This is a genomic window from Cupriavidus sp. 8B (genome assembly GCF_054589115.1).
The window spans coordinates 1-17,482 of sequence record NZ_BAAILO010000075.1 but is presented as its reverse complement, the minus strand read 5'-3'; the positions used below and the strand labels follow the sequence as shown (position 1 = coordinate 17,482).

Sequence of the window (17,482 nt, the reverse complement as noted above, 5' to 3'; positions counted from 1 at the left end):
GATTTCACGAAAAGAGCGGCCGGGACCCAAACTCGCATCGCCTTAGGGCGATACTCAAACATGGGTCCCTCTTTTCCACTCTTTTCGTGAAATCCCGAGGCGCCCCATACGGCCTTGGCACACCTTGACGGCTCGCTTCGCATCGCGCTTGGGTGATTCCCGCCTGACGGGCGGGAATCACGGCTACACCGAATCGGGGCGCTGACGATGTCGTTTCTGTTGCCGCTGGTTGGCCTCCCCTCTCCCACTTGTGGGAGAGGGTGGGCGCTCGCCGGGGCGACAGCTCCGCAAATGCCTCAAGCCGCCCGCGCCAGCGGTGCCTGCATCTTGATCCCCATCTCCGCCAGCGTTTCGCCGATCGCGCTCACTACATTGCGCATTTCATTGGCGTCGATCGCGCCAATACAGCCCACGCGGAAGGTTTCCACCTGCGTTAGCTTGCCGGGGTAGAGGATGTAGCCGCGCTCGCGCACCTTGGCGTAGAAGGTCTTGAAGTCGTAGCGCGCGTCGTCCGGCGCATGGAAGGTGACGATGATGGGTGCCTGTACCTCGGGCGAGAGGAAGGGGCGAAAGCCCAGGTCGGCCATGCCGCCCACCAGCGTCTGGTAGTTGGCGCGATAGCGCGCGCCGCGTACCGGCTGGCCGCCTTCTTCCAGGAACTGGTCGAGCGCGGCGCGGAAGGCGGCGACCACATGCGTGGGCGGGGTGAAGCGCCACTGCGTGGTCTTCTGCATATAGGTGTACTGGTCGTACAGGTCCAGCGCCAGCGAGTGGCTGTTGCCCTGGCTGGCTTCCAGCACGCTTTTCTTTACCAGCACGAAGCCCATGCCCGGCACGCCTTCGATGCACTTGCCCGTGGCGGCCACCAGCGCGTCGAACGGCATGGTGCGCGCGTCGATCTCCAGCGCGCCGAAGGAGCTCATGGCATCGACGATCAGGCCCTTGCCCAGGCGCGCGCACAGCGCGGCGATCTCGGGCAGCGGGTTGAGCACGCCGGCGCCGGTTTCGCAGTGCACCTGCGCCACGTGCGTGATCGACGGATCGCGCAGCAGCGCGGCTTCGATCAGCGCGGCGGTGGCGGGCTGGTCTTCGGGGATCTGCAGTTCCACGCTGGCGCGCCCCAGCACCTTGCAGATCTTGAGGATACGCTGGCAGTAGGCGCCGTTCTGCGGCACCAGCACCTTGCCGTCGCGCGGCACCACGTTGGCGATGGCGGCTTCCACCGAGAAGGTCCCGCTGCCCTGCATGGGCACGCAGACGTGCGTATCCTGCCCGCGCACGATGGCGATCAGGTCGTCGCACAGGCTGCGCGTGATGGCGTTGAAGCTGATGTCCCACGATCCCCAGTCGCGCAGCATGGCTTGCTTGGTGGCGAGCGAGGTGGTGAGGGGGCCGGGGGTCAGCAGGATGGGGTCGTTGCCGCGGATCATGGAGTGCTCCTGGATTGGGATCAGGGGAGTGGTTGGCTTCGGCCGGGATCTCCGGCCGGATGCCGGTTAGCTGGGTTAGTTGTTTAGTCGTTGCGCCCGGATTGCCGCCAGGCCTGGGTCTTGGCGTCCAGCACGCGCTGCAGCAGGTAGTACAGCAGGCAGGCGAAGGCGGAGGTCAGCACCACCAGCGTGGCCATGGCGGCGGCCGGGCCGATATCGCCGCTCTCGTCCAGGTTGACGATTTCCACCGAGGCCAGCTTGGTATCCGCGCCATACAGGAAGACCACGGCCGAGACGGTGGTCATCGCGTTGATGAACAGGTAGCGGGAGATTTCCAGGATGGCGGGCAGGCACGCCGGCACGGTGACCTTCAGGAAGGTGGTGTAGAAGGGCACCTTGAGCGAGGCCGATACCGCTTCGAACTCGCTGTCGAGCTGCTTGAGCGCGGTCACCGCGGTCAGGTGGCAGGACGCGTAATAGTGCACGATGGTCACCAGCACGAGGATTCCCAACGTCTGGTAGATGACGTTGAGCGGGTTGGCGGCGGGCACGAAGAAGAAGATGTAGCCCAGCCCGAGCACCAGCCCCGGCACGCCCATCGGCAGCACGGCCATCAGCCGCACGAAGCCGCGCAGCCAGTCCAGCCCGCGCGTCTTCTCCAGCAGGTATGCCGTGCTGAAGATAAAGATGGGCCCCAGCAGCGCGCAGGCGATCGCCAGGCGCAGGCTGTTGAAGTACGAATCCACCACGCCGCCTTCAATCAGGCCCACGCGGTAGTGGTCCAGCGACAGCGAGAAGTTGTACGGCCACAGCTTGACGAACGACGCGTAGATCGCCATGCCCATCACCGCCGCCATCAGCGCCGCCATGATCCAGCAGAAGGCCGCCATCGAGATATCGAAGCGGCGGCTGCGGCGCGGCACGTACGGCACCGAGCGCGCGGACATCAGCGCCATCTGGCGACGCTGCACGCGCGCATCGATGTAGTAGGTGACGGCCACCGGCACCAGCAGCATCAGCGACACCACCGCGCCCTGCGAGAAGTCCTGCATGCCGATCACCAGCTTGTAGATGTCGGTGGCCAGCATATGGAAGTTGCCGCCGATCACCTTGGGAATGCCGAAGTCCGAGATGGCGTAGGTGAACACCACCATGGCCGCGCTGACCAGCCCGTAGCGCGCGCCCGGCACCGTGATGGTGAAGAACTTGCGCAGCGTGGAGGTGCCGAGCGCATCGGCGGCCTCGTACAGCCGCGCGTCGGTGAGCGACAGCGCGGTGATCAGAATCATCAGTGCGTGCGGGAAGGTGGCGAACACCATCGACGCCACGATGCCCAGCGGGCCGTAGATCTGCGTCTCGCCCATATACGGCTTGAACAGGCCCTGGTTGCCGAACCAGAAGATAAAGGAGATCGCCGCCAGCAACGACGGTGCCAGCAGCGGGATCATCGCCAGGTTGCGCAGCATGCCCTTGCAGGCAATGCGGCTGCGCGTGAGCGCGTAGGCAAAGGTGAAGGCCAGCGGCACGGTCAGTGCGGTGGCCAGCGCCGAGACCCACAGGCTGTTCCATACCGAGCGCAGCAGCGCGGGAGATTCCAGGTAGGCTCGGAAGTGCGCGAGGCCGGCGAGGCTGCCGTCGCGGTTCTGCACGCTCTTGGCCAGGATCATCACGATGGGCGCCAGCACGAAGCACAGCAGGGCCAGCGCGGCCACGCCCAGCAGGGCGAGCGCCAGGCGGTCGGTCCAGTGCGCGCGCACGCGGCTGGCGGCGGGGGTGGCATCGGCCACCGGGGTGGTGGATAGGCTCAGGCTCATGCTTGGCGGAAGATGCGGATGCGGTCGGCGGGAATGGCCAGGCGCAGCAAGTCGCCGGCGCTGGGGCGCAAGTCGTGCAGGTCGTTCAGCGAGAGATCCGCGTAGAGCGTTTCGCAGCGGCTGCTTTCGCCCGCAGCCGGCAGCTTGAGCGTGAGCCGGGAGAACGCGCCCAGGAACTCGATCTTGTCCACGGTGGCGTCCAGCACATTGCCGCCGTGCTGCTCGATGCCGCGCACGCAGACATCTTCCGGGCGGAAGAACACCTGCACCGATTCCTCGGCGCAGCATCCCGGCGGCGTGGCGCAGCGCATGCGCATGCCGCCCAGGTGCAGCTCGCCGTCGCCGCTCACGCGCGCCGCCAGCATATTGGTGCGGCCAACAAAGTCCGCCGCGAAGGGGGTGGAGGGGCGCTGGTAGATTTGCGCCGGGGTGCCGATCTGCTCGATCGCGCCCTGGTTCATCACTACGATGCGGTCGGCCATGGACAGCGCCTCTTCCTGGTCATGCGTGACCAGGATGGTGGTGATGTTCAGCCGCTGCTGCAGCGCGCGGATCTCGCCGCGCAGCCGCCCGCGCACGCGCGCGTCCAGCGCGGACAGCGGCTCGTCCAGCAACAGCAGGCCGGGCGAGGTTGCCAGCGCGCGGGCAATGGCCACGCGCTGCTGTTGCCCGCCGGAGAGCTGCGCGGGATACTGCCCGCCGCGCTCGGGCAGGCCGACCATGGTCAGCAGCTCCGCCACGCGCTCCTGGCGCTGCGCCCGCGGCATGCGGCGGTTGACCAGGCCATAGGCCACGTTGTCCGCGACCGTCAGGTTGGGGAACAGCGCATAGGACTGGAACACGATGCCGTAGTCGCGCTCCATCGGCGGCAGCGTGGAGATGTCGCGCCCGGCCTGCACGATGGTGCCGGCGCTTTGCGATTCCAGCCCGGCGATGATGCGCAGCAAGGTGGTCTTGCCGCAGCCCGATGGCCCGAGGAAACACAGCAGCTCGCCCTGGCGCACCTCCAGGTCGATATGTTGCAGGGCGGTAAAGCCGCCGAAGCGCTTCTGGATGCCTTGCAGGCTGAGATAGCTATCGTGCCTGGCGGTAGTGGTTTGCATGGCGTGTCGCCTCTTGTGGGGGTGAGGACTGGCTTGGTGGCCGCTGCGCACGGGCATGGCGTCAGGCCCGCGCGCGCTCGGCTCTACTGACTTTGCTGGCTCTGCTGGCGTTATTGTTTTTCCGACTTGACGCTATAGCGCTTCTGCCATTCGTTGAGCATCCGCTCGCGGTTCTTGGCGATATAGCTGAAGTCGTTCTTGACCAGCATCTTTTCGTAGTTCACGGGGATGCTGTCCACCTTCTTGGCCACGCCGGGGTAGGCCACGATGGCCCAGTCACGGGCGAAGAGTTCGTTGGCGTCCTTGCTCGCCAGCCAGTCCAGGTAGCGCTGCGCGGCTTCCAGCTTCTTGGTGCCCTTGACGATGCCGGCGGCCTCGATGTCATAGCCCAGCCCTTCGGTCGGGAAGATCATGTCGATGGGCGCGCCCGAAGCCTTGGTCTTGTGCGCGCGCAGCTCGAACGAGATGCCGATGGGGAATTCACCAGCGCCGGCCTGCTTGCACGGCTTGGAGCCGGAGTGCGTGTACTGGGCAATGTTCTCGTGCAGCGCGTCCATGTACTTCCAGCCATCCGTCTCGCCGAACAGTTGCAGCCACGCGGTCACGTCAAGAAAACCGGTGCCCGAGGACGCCGGATTGGGCATCACGATCATGCCCTTGTAGATGGGCTTGGCCAGGTCGCGCCAGGTTTCGGGCTTGGGCAGGTTGCGTTTCTTGGCTTCCATGGTGTTGAAGCAGATGGTGGCGCCCCATACGTCCAGCCCAACCCAGTTCGGCGGCGTGGCCTTGTCGCTGTAGTCGCGCGTGAGGCGGTCGAAGCCCTTGGGCGAGTAAGGGGTCAACATGTTTTCCTGCTTGAGCAGCTCCAGGCTGGACGCCGCCAGCCCGGCGATCACGTCGGCCTGCGGATTGGCTTTTTCCGCGAGCGCCTTGGCGGTGATCACGCCGGTGGAGTCCCGCACGTACTTCAGTTCGATATCTGGCGCCACCTTGGCAAAGCCTTCGGCGTATGGCTTCAACGTCTCGATTTCCCATGCCGTGTAGACGGTGAGGGTGGTCTTTTGCGCCAGCGCGGCACTAGCCGAGCAGAGGGCTAGTGCACCGGCGGCCAGGTGCGGAACGAACTTGAACGTCGCTTTCATGTGGGGCTCCTTGTGGCATTGTAGGTGGTATTGTGTGTCGATTTGGTGAATTTGTTGCAGTACTTTGCGGCATGTTGCACGACCATCGCATCGCCAAATATCACCGATAAACCCTTGTTCTACAACACTTGCAAGGCATGCGCCCGATCTTTTGGGGCTGGTGGGTGGAGTTTGAGGCCACTCGCCGATGCCTGCTTTGTTGACAATATACAAACTGCTTGCTTTAATGACAACCAGGATTTTCGATGTACCCGAATCAGGAGTCTTCATGTCACGGCCAGCCGCTCAGTCGAGCGATATCGCGATCCTGCAGAGCCAGTCGCTGACCACCCTGGTGCAGCGCGAGCTTGAAATGCGCATCGTGTCCGGCGGCCTGCTGCCAGGCGCCAGGCTCAATGAAATCGAACTCGCGGGCGAGTTCAATGTGTCGCGCGGCCCGCTGCGCGAAGCCTTCCGGGCGCTGGAGCAGGCCGGCCTGCTGCGCACCGAGAAAAACCGCGGCGTGTTCGTGCGCGCCATCTCCCTGGAAGAGGCCGACGAGATCTATGCGCTGCGTGCCGTGCTGGATGAGTACGTCGGCCGGCTGCTCGCCGCCAACATCACGGCGGAGGGCGTGCGCGAGCTGCGCGCGCTGATCGAGGCCATGGGCGCGGCCAGCACCGCGCGCGACCTCGACGAATACACCCGCCTCAACCTCACCCTGCATGACCGCATGGTGGAGCTCGCCGGCAACCGCAAGCTGGTGGAAACCTACCGGCGCCTGGTCAAGGAGCTCACCTTGTTCCGGCGCGAGGCGCTTTCCGCCGACAGCAACGCCATCCCCACCTCTACCCGCGAGCACCGCGAGATCGTGTCGGCCATTGCCGCGCGCGATGTCGAGCTGGCGGGCAGGCTGATGCGCGAGCACGTGGAACGCGGCCGCGCCCGCATGCATGCCGCCGTAGCCGCCGCAGCCGACCTTGAAGGCGGCGCCGAAACCGATAAGCCCTGAAGCCTTTCCTTTCCCGCACAGGAACCCCGACATGTCGAACCCGAATCTTTCCAGCGTCGCCGCCCCGAGCATCACTGTCAATCAGCGCACCTACCAATGGATGAAACAGCCCGTGGTGGTGGTCTGCGTGGACGGATGTGAATTCGATTACCTGGAAGCCGCCGCCGCCAGCGGCCGCGCGCCGTACCTGAAGCGCCTTCTGGCCGAGGGCGCGAGCTTTCGCGGGGCGTGCGTGGTGCCCACCTTCACCAACCCCAACAACCTGTCCATCGTGTGCGGCGCGCCGCCGGCGGTGCACGGCATCTGCGGCAACTACTTCTTCGATCGCAGCGCCAACGGCGGCTGCGGCGAGGAAGTGATGATGAACGACCCCAAGTACCTGCGCGCCGGCACCATCCTGGCCGCCTTTGCCGATGCCGGCGCCAGCGTGGCGGTGGTGACCGCCAAGGACAAGCTGCGCCGCCTGCTCGGCCACGGCATGCGCGGCATCTGCTTCTCCTCGGAGAAGGCCGACCAGGCCACGCTGGAGGACAACGGCATCGACAACGTGCTGGACCTCGTCGGCATGCCGGTGCCGAGCGTGTATAGCGCCGAGCTGTCCGAGTTTGTCTTTGCCGCCGGCGTGCGGCTGATGGAGACCCGTCGGCCGGACCTGATGTACTTGTCCACCACCGACTACATCCAGCACAAGTTCGCCCCGGGCTCGGACGGCGCCAACGCCTTCTACGCCATGATGGACAAGTACCTGGCGCAGCTCGACGCGCTCGGCTGCGTGGTGGCGCTGACCGCCGACCACGGCATGAACGCCAAGCACGACGACGCCACCAAGGCGCCCAACGTGATCTACCTGCAGGACCAGTTCGACAGCTGGCTCGGCCGGGGCGTGGAAGCCGGCGGCGCGCGCGTGATCCTGCCGATCACCGATCCCTACGTGGTGCACCACGGCGCGCTGGGTTCCTACGCCACCGTCTACCTGCCGGAAGATGTCGACCGCGCCGCGCTCAAGGCCAAGCTGGCGGCGCTGCCGGGCATCGAAAGCGTGCTCGACAACGCCGAAGCCTGCGCGCGCTTCGAGCTGCCGCCGGACCGCGTGGGCGATCTGGTGATCGTCAGCGACAAGCACGTGGTGCTGGGCACCAGCCAGAGCCGCCACGACCTGTCCGGGCTGGACGCGCCGCTGCGCTCCCACGGCGGCGTCTCCGAGCAGACCGTGCCGCTGGTGTTCAACCGCGCCACGGCGGGCATTCCCGGCAAGGCGCAGCTGCGCAACTTCGACATCTTCGACGTTGCGCTTAATCACCTGCACTGAGTGCCGCCCGTACGCGTATCCGCACCCGATTCGTATCCGTCCCGAACTCTTGACGCGAGAACCGACATGAACGCCCCTAAGTTTTCCACCGGCCAGGTCAGCCCGCACTTCCGCGCCGAAGCGCTGCGCATCGATGGCAAGAAGGTCATGCGCGAGCGCGTGATCGAAGTGTGCAACCCATACGACGGCGCGCTGGTCGGCACCGTGCCGAAGGCCAGCGTGGAAGACGTGCGGCAAGCGTTTGCCGTGGCGCGCGCCTACCGTTCCACGCTGACCCGCTTCGAGCGCGCCGCCATCCTCAACCGTGCCGCCGCGCTGCTGCGCGAGCGCGTGGAGGAGGCGTCCGACCTGATCACGCTGGAGTCCGGGCTGTGCAAGAAAGACTCGCTCTATGAGATCGGCCGCGTGGCCGACGTGCTTGGCTTTGCCGCCAACGAAACCCTGCGCGACGACGGCCAGCTGTTCTCCTGCGACCTGACCCCGCACGGCAAGAAGCGCCGCGTGATGACCCAGCGCTCGCCGTTCCTCGGCGTGATCTGCGCCATCACGCCGTTCAACCACCCGATGAACCAGGTCGCGCACAAGGTGGCGCCGTCCATCGCCACCAACAACCGCATGGTGCTCAAGCCCTCGGAAAAGGTGCCGCTGTCCGCCTACTACCTGGCCGACATCCTCTATGAGGCCGGCCTGCCGCCGCAGATGCTGCAGGTGGTCACGGGCGACCCGCGCGAGATCGCCGACGAGCTGATCACCCATCCTTCCGTGGATCTGGTCACCTTCACCGGTGGCGTCGGCATCGGCAAGTACATCGCCAACAAGGCCGGCTACAAGCGCGTGGTGCTGGAGCTGGGCGGCAACGACCCGCTGATCGTGATGGACGACGCCGACCTGGAGCGCGCCACCGACCTGGCGGTGCAGGGCTCGTACAAGAACTCCGGGCAACGGTGCACGGCAATCAAGCGCATGCTGGTGCACCAGGCCGTGGCCGACCGGTTTACCGAGCTGGTGGTGGAAAAGACCCGGGCATGGAACTACGGCGACCCCATGGATCGCACCGTGGACATGGGCACCGTGATCGACGCCGAAGCCGCCGCGCTGTTCGAGTCCCGCGTGAAAGAGGCCGTTGCGCAGGGCGCCCGCCTGGTGCTCGGCAATCACCGCGATGGCGCCCGCTACTCGCCCACCGTGATCGACCGCGTGGATCCGGCCATGACCGTGGTGCGGGAAGAAACCTTCGGCCCGGTCTCGCCCATCATCACCTTCCGCGATATCGACGAGGCCATCCGCATCTCCAACGGCACCGCCTTCGGCTTGTCCTCCGGCGTGTGCACCAACCGCATGGACGACTTCGCCCGCTTTGCGGATGAGCTGCAGGTGGGCACCGTCAACCTGTGGGAAGTGCCCGGCTATCGCATCGAACTGACGCCGTTTGGCGGCATCAAGGATTCGGGGCTTGGCTACAAGGAAGGGGTGCAGGAGGCGATCAAGAGCTTTACCAACCTGAAGTCGATCACGATGCCTTGGGGGTGAGAGGGCGCCTTCCCCAGTTTGCTGACCAAGTCAAAACTGCGTTGTCGCGCTCCCCTCTCCCGCGTGCGGGAGAGGGGCTGGGGGAGAGGGCGGGAGTACCTACGAAGTGGCTACCCCTGATATCTGCGAGCGCCCGCCTTCTCCCTCGACCTCTCCCCCTACAAGTGGAAGAGGGGCGCAAACCGGCCGAATCGCAGCGTTTGTCTAGCAAGCTGAATAGAAGGATCCAGCCCGCCAGTGCGCCTAGTGTCCAGTGGAAGCCGCAGGGGTTAGAATCCCTCCTTGTTTTTCCCTATGCAGCGGAGTCCACGTGCTGGCTGAACAGCGGCAAAAATTCATCCTCGACCAGCTCGCCGCCAGCGGCGCGCTGGCCATCAGCGAACTGGTGAGCGAGCTGGATGTCTCGCGCGAGACCATCCGGCGCGACCTCAACGCGCTGGCGGCGCGCGGCCTGCTGATCCTCACGCACGGCGGCGCGCTCACGCCCGAGCGGGCCGAGCCTGACGCCCAGACCCGCGCCGCGGTCAACGCCGAAGGCAAGCGCGCCATCGGCATGCGCGCGGCGGAGCTGGTGCCGGATGGCGCCTCGCTGATCCTCGACTACGGCACCACCACCCACACCGTGGCGCAGGCGCTGCATGGCCATCACAACCTGCTGGTCTATACCAACGACTTCGCCATTGCCCTGTTGCTGGGGCGGCGCAACGGCAATCGGGTGGTGATGCTCGGTGGCGAGCTGCAGGACAACGAGGACGCCACCCACGGCTGGGACACCATCGAGCAACTGTCGCGCTACCACGCGGACTTTGCCTTTATCGGCACCGGCGGCATTACCGCCGACGGCCAGATGAGCGATTTCTCGCGCGCGGCCGCCGAGCTGCGCAGCCGCATGTTGCAAGCGGCGAGCGTGGCCTGCGTGGTGGCCGACCACACCAAGTTTGGCCGCAATGCCGGCGTGCTGGTCAAGCATTTCGAGAAGGCGGCCTATGTGATTTCCGATATGGCGCCCGAGCCCGAGCTGGCCGCTGCGCTGAAGGAACGCGGACCGGTGTTGCGGATCGCCTGAGGGCGGCAAAGGCTGGTTCAGTCAAGGCTAGCCGCAAATGCCAGGGCCGTCTTTTCCACGGCGTCCAGCGATATGGGCCCATGGGGAAAGCACATGCGGCTGCGCCGTCCGGCGATTTCATAGTCAATGCCATAGCCGTCGACGCCAAGCACGCGAACGCCGCCCGGGGCGGCGAGGCACACCGCTTGCACGATCCCGGCCTCAATGCCTGGCGGCACCTGCGGCAAGGCATCCCATGCCGCCTGCCCAATCCAGCCCATGCGCCCGACACCGCCGATAAACCGGATGGCGGTCGGGCGGATGCGGAAGAACTGGAAATCCAGCGCCAGCAACGGCTCGGCAGCCGGCTCATAGCGCAGGTAACGCGCGAGCTCGTCGGCATTTGGCTCGAAGCGGGCCGCATCGCCCACCAGCGTCAGCCGCCGGGCGTTCTGCACGTCCGCAGCGCCAGGCTGCAGCACGGACAGGCTCACTCTCGCATCGGCAAGCAGGTTCCGCGTGTGCTCGGCCAACGCGCTGACGCAGATCACGGGCGCGCTGGCCGGGTCCGTCACGAACGGCACCACGGTGGCGTAGGGGTAGCCGGGCAGGGCGCAAGCGTGCGTGGCCAGGGTGCCGTAGGCCGCTTCGTGGAGCAGGCTGACAACTTGATCGATCGGGATTTCCACTTTCGTTGCACCCTTGTCCCAGCGCTATCCGACCATTGTACGGCTTGCGCAGGCCTGCCTTCGAGGCCGCCAGCCGCCGGCCCATGGCCGCTGATCGCACGAAAATACAAGCAGGCAGCCTTTATATGTCTGCCAATCAAAGGTGTTGTGACTGCCTTGCAGCGCACTCCCGATGCTAAGCTTCGCCCTTGGCAATACATCCAATCCCAATCGTGAATGTATTGACATGAACCGGTGGCCGTTTCCGCGTGGACGCCGGGCTCGCCGCAGTTGCGCCGCCCCGGACGATCCGGGCAGCGCCGTGGCATCCCGCGGCACGCCTGCCGGACACGTATCCGCGGCGGCCGTCTTCTGCCAAGTACCAGCACATCGAAACAAAGAGACACTTGTGACATCTGCCTCCCTTGAAACATTCCTGGCCGGCGTTGCCCGGCGCGACCCCGACCAGCCCGAATTCCTCCAGGCCGTGAAGGAAGTCATGATGACGCTCTGGCCCTTCGTCGAGCAGCATCCGCGCTACGGCGAACAGGCCTTGCTGGAGCGGCTGGTGGAACCCGAGCGCGTGATCCAGTTCCGCGTGGCATGGACAGACGACCGCGGCCAGGTGCAGGTCAACCGGGGCTTCCGCGTGCAGCACAGCTCCGCCATCGGCCCCTACAAGGGCGGCATGCGCCTGCATCCCACGGTCAATCTCTCGGTATTGAAGTTCCTGGGCTTTGAGCAGACGCATTAAGAATGCGCTGACCACGCTGCCCATGGGCGGCGGCAAGGGCGGCTCTCGACCCCAAGGGCAAGTCAGATGGCGAAGTCATGCGCTTTTGCCAGGCACTGATGACCGAGCTTTACCGCCACCTCGGCCCGGACACCGACCTGCCCGCCGGCGATATCGGCGTGGGCGCGCGGGAAGTCGGCTTCATGGCCGGCATGATGAAAAAGCTGTCCAACAGCTCCGCCAGCGTCTTCACCGGCAAGGGCATGGCCTTCGGCGGCAGCCTGATGCGGCCCGAAGCCACCGGCTACGGCACGGTGTATTTCGCGCAGGAGATGCTGCACCGCCGCGGCCGCGGCTTCAGTGGCCTGCGCGTGTTGCTGTCCGGCTCGGGCAACGTGGCCCAGTACGCCGCCGAGAAAGCGATCGAGCTCGGCGCCAAGGTACTCACGGTCTCCGACTCCGGTGGCGTGCTGCATTACCCCAAGGGCATGAACAGCGAGCAACTGGCGGCCTTGATGGCATTCAAGAACGAGGCGCGCGGCCGCCTGGCGGATTTCGCTGCCGAGCAAGACCTGCACTTCGAAGCCGGCTGCACGCCCTGGCACGTGCCGGCGGACGTGGCGCTGCCCTGCGCCACGCAAAACGAGCTGGACGGCAATGACGCCGAACGCTTGCTGGCCAACGGCGTGTTCTGCGTGGCCGAAGGCGCCAACATGCCCTCCACGCTGGACGCCGTGGACCGCTTCCTGGCCGCGCGCATCCTTTACGCGCCGGGCAAGGCCAGCAACGCCGGCGGTGTCGCCACCTCGGGGCTGGAAATGTCGCAGAACGCCATGCGCATGTCCTGGCACCATGCCGAGGTCGACGAGAAGCTGCACGCGATCATGAAAGACATCCACGGCAACTGCATCCACTACGGGCAGAAGGCCGACGGGTTTATCAACTACGTGGAAGGCGCCAACGTGGCCGGGTTTGTGAAGGTCGCGGACGCGATGCTGGCGCAGGGCGTGGTTTGATACCGGGCTCGGGCACGCTGGCCGGCGCTTTGGTTTTCTAACCAGGCTGTCGGGTGGCGTAGCGATATAGGTGGAGCGCGGGGTGGCGGCGATGCCATCCCGCTCTTTTTTTGGTTCTTCACCGATTTCCGGGGACTGTGGGCCAGAGTGCCAGCCAAGTAGGGTAGTCGCGGGCAAGTCCAGATGGTTATTATCGGTAGCTGCCGTTGGATGTATTCAGCGCGAACGGCGGCCCATCGGCCATAGCCGCCGGTGGGCAGTTGGCCTTTTGGGTCCATCTGGAGTGTCCGCTTTGAAGAACGCCGAACTGCCGCTCTCGACCCGATGGAGCCGCTCGAACAAGATTTTCAACCGTCCGCTCCAGTAGCGACATGAGACGATCGCGCATGACGCTTCGGCCTACCGCTCGTCGGCCATCACAAAACGTGGCGGATCGCTAACGCAGTTCACCGTAGCACGACACGACGGTGTGATTCCAAAAACGTTGGGACCGCCCCCAACCGATGCGGACGCGTCCGTTGCCTTGCAGCAGACACCTCGTCGACGACCCACAGAATTTGAGTTCCGGAAAATAGGCCCGTTAGCCTCAGACACGCACGCTCGACGCTGCCGACGGAAAGTCTTCGCGGCGCTCCGCCCATTTCAGAATCGCATCCAGTGCCGGGCACAGCGCCTGGCCCCAGTCGGTCAGGCGGTAGTCCACCTTCGGCGGCACCTGGTGATAGACCGTACGCGTCACGATGCCGTCCTCTTCGAGGCGGCGTAGCTGCTGGGCAAGCATCTTCTGCGTGATGCCGGGAATCAGCCTCTCGAGGTCCGAAAAGCGCCGCACCTGGCCACCGAAAAGGTGAAATAGGATCACCAGCTTCCAGCGCCCTTCCAGCAGCTTGAATGCGGCTTCGACATCGATTGCGGCGGTCGCGGGGGTGTACTTTTTTCGGTTAGCCAAGGCCTACTTACTTTTTAGTGCGTTCTTGCGATGTGGTAACTATAACGCCATCATTGGGACATGCAAGCCCTGACGTTCAGGAAAGACCACAATGAATATGACACTGCCGCCGCCACTGGATGCCTATCTGAACGCGGAAGCCACGACCGACACCGCCTCTCTCGCGGACTGCTTTACTGCCGATGCCGTCGTGCGCGACGAGGGCCGTACGATCGTGGGGCTGGAAGCCATCGAGACCTGGAAGAAAGACAGCAAAACCAAGTACCAGTACAGCGTCGAGCCGTTGGACGTGTCCCAGGACAGCGCCGCCGTGACGATGCACGCACGGCTCACGGGCACCTTCCCCGGTAGCCCGGTCGATCTGACCTACACGTTCGTCCTAAGCGGCGGCAAGATCGCGTCTCTGGAGATTCGCCGATGAGCGTCGCACTCGAACTTCAGGGGCTTAGGGCGCTCGTCACGGGGGCACCAAAGGCGTCGGTAAAGCCGTTGTCGCACACCTCTGCAAGGCGGGCGCGAATGTCGTGACGACGGCGCGTTCGCGTCCCGATGACCTTGCCGAAGAATGGTTTATCGGAGCGGACATCACGACGGCCGAGGGCTGTAAAACCATTGTCGACGCCGTGCTCGAACGGCTCGGTGGCGTCGATATAATCGTGCACGTCGTGGGCGGCTCATCGGCGCCGGCGGGTGGCTTCAGCGTGCTCGACGACGACGAATGGAACAAGGCATTGAGCCTGAACCTGTTCCCGGCAGTGCGCATCGATCGCGCGCTTTTGCCCTCGATGGTCGAGCAGCGCTCGGGCGTCATCATCCACGTCACGTCGATCCAAAGGCAGTTACCGTTGCCGGAGGCCACAATTGCTTATGCTGCCGCCAAGGCTGCCCTGTCGAACTACAGCAAAGCCTTGTCCAAGGAGGTCAGTCCGAAGGGCGTTCGCGTCGTGCGTGTCTCCCCCGGCTGGGTCGAGACGGATGCTGCCGCGGGTCTCGTTGCTGAGATCGCCCGGCGGAACGGCATCGATACGGAAGGCGCCCGCAGGATCATCATGGATTCGCTCGGCGGCATTCCTCTCGGCCGGCCGTGCTCGCCCCGGGAAGTGGCCGAGCTCATTGGTTTCCTCGTCTCCGCGCGGGCCAGCGCCATCACCGGCACTGAGTACGTCATCGACGGAGGAACTGTTCCGACTGCGTGATCTGAGCCGCTTGCCCTACCGCTTCGGTGTCGAACGCTGCTGCAGGCGGCTGGATAGCCGCGACCACGCCTCGTTTGCGCTGCCGTATCATGCCCTGTTAGTCGCCGGGATCGCGCGGCAAGGACCTACGCTAAGTCAATCTTCACCTAGAACACTCCATCATCTGGTTTGGCTTCTTAGGAATGGTTGGCAGTGGCTGCTCAGGTCGGATGGCGCGAGTTGAACTGCAGAGCCAAAAGCAAAAATCGGCGAGACAGGGCATGTTCGCGACCGTCCGCAGGGGCAACGAGCCTAAGGTCAAAGCATCATTGGCGACCGTCTCTTCTCGGGCCGGAAACGGACGGTCGAAAATCGTGTTTGAGTGACTCAAACTGGCCGACTCCGGTCCAACGTCGAACTCGCCCGATAGCGGACACCCGCCATCATCGTCTTGTTGCCACGAGTGGCAGTTACGGCCCGGAGCGGACATTCCACCGTCTCCATGGCGGCCGTTCTTTTCGTCGTTTGCCCCCCTCCTGCTATGCCCGAGAGGCATGCCTCCCTGCATACAAGGTCTTTGTCGCACTTTCCACGGAAGCCTATAGTCGTTGCACCACCATGGATCAAAAGTGGCGTTACGAAGAAGTTCGTTGGTTTGATTGCAGAAACCCTCACAGGCGAAGGCTGTACTGTCGTCGACGCCAGGAAGCGAGCGAAGCTGGTCATCGCCGATCTTCGTGATGTGGTTCCGGTTCTAAAAAGGGTCCGGGCAAAGACAACGGTCAATCATTAACTGGATGAGTGACGCGGTGAATCGCTCACGGAAATCTTAGGAAATCACATGTCTAAGTTAGCTCAAAAAGTGGCACTCGTTACCGGTGGTTCACGCGGCATCGGTGCGGCAATCGCGAAGCGTCTGGCGGCGGATGGAGCGAGCGTGGCCTTGACATACGCGAAGGACGCCAGCGCGGCTTCGGCCGTGGTCAAAGAGATTGAACTCAACGGGGGAAAGGCTATTGCGATCCAGGCGGACGCTACTGACGTCGAAGCTGTCGAGGCTGCTGTCGAGAGAACTTTTGCGACCTTCGGGCGGCTGGATGTGCTGGTGAACAATGCCGGCACGGCCATTCCGAAACCGTTCGAAGACACGACGCTGGAGGAGATGGATAGAGTGATCGACATCAACATCCGCGGTGTATTCGCTATGACCAAGGCTGCGCTGAAGCACCTGAGCGATGGTGGCCGCATCATCATGATCGGTTCGGCGGTGGGCGAGCGTGCCATTGCGCCCGGGCTGGTGCCCTACGCGGCCACGAAGGCAGCGGTCAGGATGTTCACCCAGGCGCTGTCCAGAGAGTTGGGAGGCCGGGGCATCACGGTCAACAACGTCCAGCCGGGGCCGATCGATACAGACCTGAATCCCGCCTCAGGCGATTGGGCGGTGCCGCAGAAGGCCGCCACAGCGCTCGATCGCTACGGGCGCGTCGAGGAGATCGCCGCAATGGTAGCGTTCGTCGCCGGCCCGGAGGCCTCATACATTACCGGGGCGAATCTTACGGTGGATGGCGGGATGAATGCCTGAGCCTGGGCACATATTCGGCCTATGGATTTGAAGAAGGGTGACGTCCGTGCGGGCGCGACGGGGAGTCGATGAGCTAACGGAGTCGGCTCTGAGACGGTCCGCCGCTCAGAGGTACGCTGGCACGCCGGCCAACCATCCGTGAAGCACGAATGCGAACAGAATCCAACTCGCGAGCCCGATGACAACAACAGCAGCATCGCGCGCGAGTGTTCCGGCTGGGTAGCGCGTCCCCGCCTGCCGGTCGCGGCGGCGCGCCGACGCGAAATCCGCCACCGCCCAGACCAGGAAGGCGCCGAATAGCACAACCGCAGCAAGCGTTCCATTCGCAAGCAGGTGTGCCAACGCCCAGATCTGGACGCCTATGACCATTGGATGGCCGAGCACCGCCTTGATGCGGTTACCAGGCACGTACGCTGCTGCGATTAGAACGAAGGCCGGTACGGTAAGTAACGCGGTGACGTGATGAGCCCACATCGGCGGTGTCCAGAGGACCACGGGGTGCCCGCGAGCCAGCCCGAATCCCCAGACGATCAGGACCAGTCCGACGACCGAAGCCAAGGAGTACAGACCTTTCCAGCCATTCGGACCCACGCGAGCAATCTGCGCCGCGCGCCAAGGCTCTGCGACAATGCGGACCGAGTGCACGGTCAGAAAGATCAACAATCCTAGTAGCAGTACCATCATGTTGACGCCCCGCTATGCCAACGTACTCCATGGATTGCGGTGCCATCGGAGAAGAGAACAATTTTTTTCAAGGTTCGCCTCGCGACGCTGCAACACTCAAGGACATATGTGGTGCTCCGCTTATGTGGTGCTCCGCTCGCGATCCTCCAACGGCAGACCTGGGCGGTTAAGACCTGCTAAATCTCTAGGCCAAACTCGTTTGAGTATAGTGGTTGAACTGTTCCATAAAATCTGCTCAAAGTTGAGCATTGGATTTATCCGCACTTCGTTGACGCGGCTTGCGCCGCCCAACTGAAGCCCCTTGACGCTCA

General features: G+C 64.4%; 14 protein-coding genes and 2 pseudogenes. 8 read left to right on the top strand and 8 right to left on the bottom strand.

Translation table 11 applies throughout. The features are described from left to right. Window positions 1-296: 296 nt before the first annotated feature. The 4 genes from ACYP5B_RS07240 to ACYP5B_RS07225 form a co-directional block, all read right to left on the bottom strand. On the bottom strand, window positions 297-1,430 hold the full coding sequence (locus ACYP5B_RS07240; protein WP_459569127.1) for a 2-aminoethylphosphonate--pyruvate transaminase: 1,134 nt from the start codon (window positions 1,428-1,430) through the stop codon (window positions 297-299). 83 nt (window positions 1,431-1,513) lie between these two features. Next, window positions 1,514-3,244 carry a putative 2-aminoethylphosphonate ABC transporter permease subunit gene (locus ACYP5B_RS07235; protein ID WP_459569125.1) on the bottom strand — a complete coding sequence of 577 codons (1,731 nt, stop codon included), beginning with the start codon at window positions 3,242-3,244 and terminating at the stop codon, window positions 1,514-1,516. Further along, complete coding sequence (locus tag ACYP5B_RS07230; protein ID WP_459569124.1) at window positions 3,241-4,347, bottom strand: putative 2-aminoethylphosphonate ABC transporter ATP-binding protein; 1,107 nt, start codon at window positions 4,345-4,347, stop codon at window positions 3,241-3,243. Before ACYP5B_RS07230 ends, ACYP5B_RS07235 begins: the two co-directional genes overlap by 4 nt. Window positions 4,348-4,457: 110 nt before the next feature. Next, complete coding sequence (locus tag ACYP5B_RS07225) at window positions 4,458-5,489, bottom strand: putative 2-aminoethylphosphonate ABC transporter substrate-binding protein (RefSeq protein ID WP_459569123.1); 1,032 nt, start codon at window positions 5,487-5,489, stop codon at window positions 4,458-4,460. A 268-nt stretch (window positions 5,490-5,757) separates the two neighbouring features. On the opposite strand from ACYP5B_RS07225, the gene ACYP5B_RS07220 reads away from it, so the two are divergent. The 4 genes from ACYP5B_RS07220 (at window position 5,758) to ACYP5B_RS07205 (ending at window position 10,385) form a co-directional block, all read left to right on the top strand. Continuing rightward, window positions 5,758-6,480, top strand: coding sequence for a phosphonate utilization associated transcriptional regulator (locus tag ACYP5B_RS07220; protein ID WP_400101624.1), 723 nt, complete (start codon window positions 5,758-5,760; stop codon window positions 6,478-6,480). A 31-nt stretch (window positions 6,481-6,511) separates the two neighbouring features. After that, window positions 6,512-7,789, top strand: a complete 1,278-nt coding sequence (phnA, locus tag ACYP5B_RS07215) for a phosphonoacetate hydrolase (protein WP_459569122.1) — start codon at window positions 6,512-6,514, stop codon at window positions 7,787-7,789. Between the two features lie 66 nt (window positions 7,790-7,855). Further along, on the top strand, window positions 7,856-9,319 hold the full coding sequence (gene phnY, locus ACYP5B_RS07210) for a phosphonoacetaldehyde dehydrogenase (protein ID WP_459569121.1): 1,464 nt from the start codon (window positions 7,856-7,858) through the stop codon (window positions 9,317-9,319). A 310-nt stretch (window positions 9,320-9,629) separates the two neighbouring features. Beyond that, on the top strand, window positions 9,630-10,385 hold the full coding sequence (locus tag ACYP5B_RS07205; RefSeq protein WP_318237507.1) for a DeoR/GlpR family DNA-binding transcription regulator: 756 nt from the start codon (window positions 9,630-9,632) through the stop codon (window positions 10,383-10,385). A gap of 17 nt (window positions 10,386-10,402) precedes the next feature. Here the strand turns inward: ACYP5B_RS07205 and ACYP5B_RS07200 are convergent, their stop codons facing one another. Beyond that, window positions 10,403-11,053 carry a HugZ family pyridoxamine 5'-phosphate oxidase gene (locus ACYP5B_RS07200; protein WP_459569120.1) on the bottom strand — a complete coding sequence of 217 codons (651 nt, stop codon included), beginning with the start codon at window positions 11,051-11,053 and terminating at the stop codon, window positions 10,403-10,405. A 388-nt stretch (window positions 11,054-11,441) separates the two neighbouring features. Here ACYP5B_RS07200 and gdhA point away from each other — a divergent pair. Further along, window positions 11,442-12,781, top strand: a pseudogene (gene gdhA / locus ACYP5B_RS07195) (NADP-specific glutamate dehydrogenase). Window positions 12,782-13,367: 586 nt separating this feature from the next. Here gdhA and ACYP5B_RS07190 read toward each other — a convergent pair. After that, the gene (locus ACYP5B_RS07190; RefSeq protein ID WP_459569119.1) at window positions 13,368-13,730 is read right to left on the bottom strand and encodes a winged helix-turn-helix transcriptional regulator; all 363 of its coding nucleotides are present in this window, start codon (window positions 13,728-13,730) and stop codon (window positions 13,368-13,370) included. A 91-nt stretch (window positions 13,731-13,821) separates the two neighbouring features. Between ACYP5B_RS07190 and ACYP5B_RS07185 the strand changes: the two genes are divergently transcribed. The 3 genes and pseudogenes from ACYP5B_RS07185 to ACYP5B_RS07175 all read left to right on the top strand — a co-directional run bounded on the left by ACYP5B_RS07185 (window position 13,822) and on the right by ACYP5B_RS07175 (window position 16,487). Next, a complete protein-coding gene (locus tag ACYP5B_RS07185; RefSeq protein WP_459569118.1) occupies window positions 13,822-14,151 on the top strand; it encodes a nuclear transport factor 2 family protein in 330 nt (109 codons plus the stop codon). After that, window positions 14,148-14,926: pseudogene (locus ACYP5B_RS07180) on the top strand (SDR family oxidoreductase). The gene ACYP5B_RS07185 and the pseudogene ACYP5B_RS07180 overlap by 4 nt, the downstream one beginning before the upstream one ends. A gap of 820 nt (window positions 14,927-15,746) precedes the next feature. Next, window positions 15,747-16,487 carry an SDR family NAD(P)-dependent oxidoreductase gene (locus ACYP5B_RS07175; protein WP_400100661.1) on the top strand — a complete coding sequence of 247 codons (741 nt, stop codon included), beginning with the start codon at window positions 15,747-15,749 and terminating at the stop codon, window positions 16,485-16,487. Window positions 16,488-16,592: 105 nt separating this feature from the next. Here the strand turns inward: ACYP5B_RS07175 and ACYP5B_RS07170 are convergent, their stop codons facing one another. After that, a complete protein-coding gene (locus ACYP5B_RS07170) occupies window positions 16,593-17,171 on the bottom strand; it encodes an NnrU family protein (RefSeq protein ID WP_459569116.1) in 579 nt (192 codons plus the stop codon). A 120-nt stretch (window positions 17,172-17,291) separates the two neighbouring features. After that, window positions 17,292-17,482, bottom strand: a 191-nt coding sequence (locus tag ACYP5B_RS07165; protein WP_459569115.1) for a hypothetical protein, incomplete at its 5' end; no start/stop codon positions are given.

What these genes read in the sequence shown, in the direction of transcription:
- ACYP5B_RS07240 (WP_459569127.1), bottom strand. Translation starts at nt 1,430, where the DNA reads ATGATCCGCGGCAACGACCCCATCCTGCTGACCCCCGGCCCCCTCACC.
- ACYP5B_RS07235 (WP_459569125.1), bottom strand. Translation starts at nt 3,244, where the DNA reads ATGAGCCTGAGCCTATCCACCACCCCGGTGGCCGATGCCACCCCCGCC.
- ACYP5B_RS07230 (WP_459569124.1), bottom strand. Translation starts at nt 4,347, where the DNA reads ATGCAAACCACTACCGCCAGGCACGATAGCTATCTCAGCCTGCAAGGC.
- ACYP5B_RS07225 (WP_459569123.1), bottom strand. Translation starts at nt 5,489, where the DNA reads ATGAAAGCGACGTTCAAGTTCGTTCCGCACCTGGCCGCCGGTGCACTA.
- ACYP5B_RS07220 (WP_400101624.1), top strand. Translation starts at nt 5,758, where the DNA reads ATGTCACGGCCAGCCGCTCAGTCGAGCGATATCGCGATCCTGCAGAGC.
- phnA (WP_459569122.1), top strand. Translation starts at nt 6,512, where the DNA reads ATGTCGAACCCGAATCTTTCCAGCGTCGCCGCCCCGAGCATCACTGTC.
- phnY (WP_459569121.1), top strand. Translation starts at nt 7,856, where the DNA reads ATGAACGCCCCTAAGTTTTCCACCGGCCAGGTCAGCCCGCACTTCCGC.
- ACYP5B_RS07185 (WP_459569118.1), top strand. Translation starts at nt 13,822, where the DNA reads ATGAATATGACACTGCCGCCGCCACTGGATGCCTATCTGAACGCGGAA.
- ACYP5B_RS07175 (WP_400100661.1), top strand. Translation starts at nt 15,747, where the DNA reads ATGTCTAAGTTAGCTCAAAAAGTGGCACTCGTTACCGGTGGTTCACGC.
- ACYP5B_RS07170 (WP_459569116.1), bottom strand. Translation starts at nt 17,171, where the DNA reads ATGATGGTACTGCTACTAGGATTGTTGATCTTTCTGACCGTGCACTCG.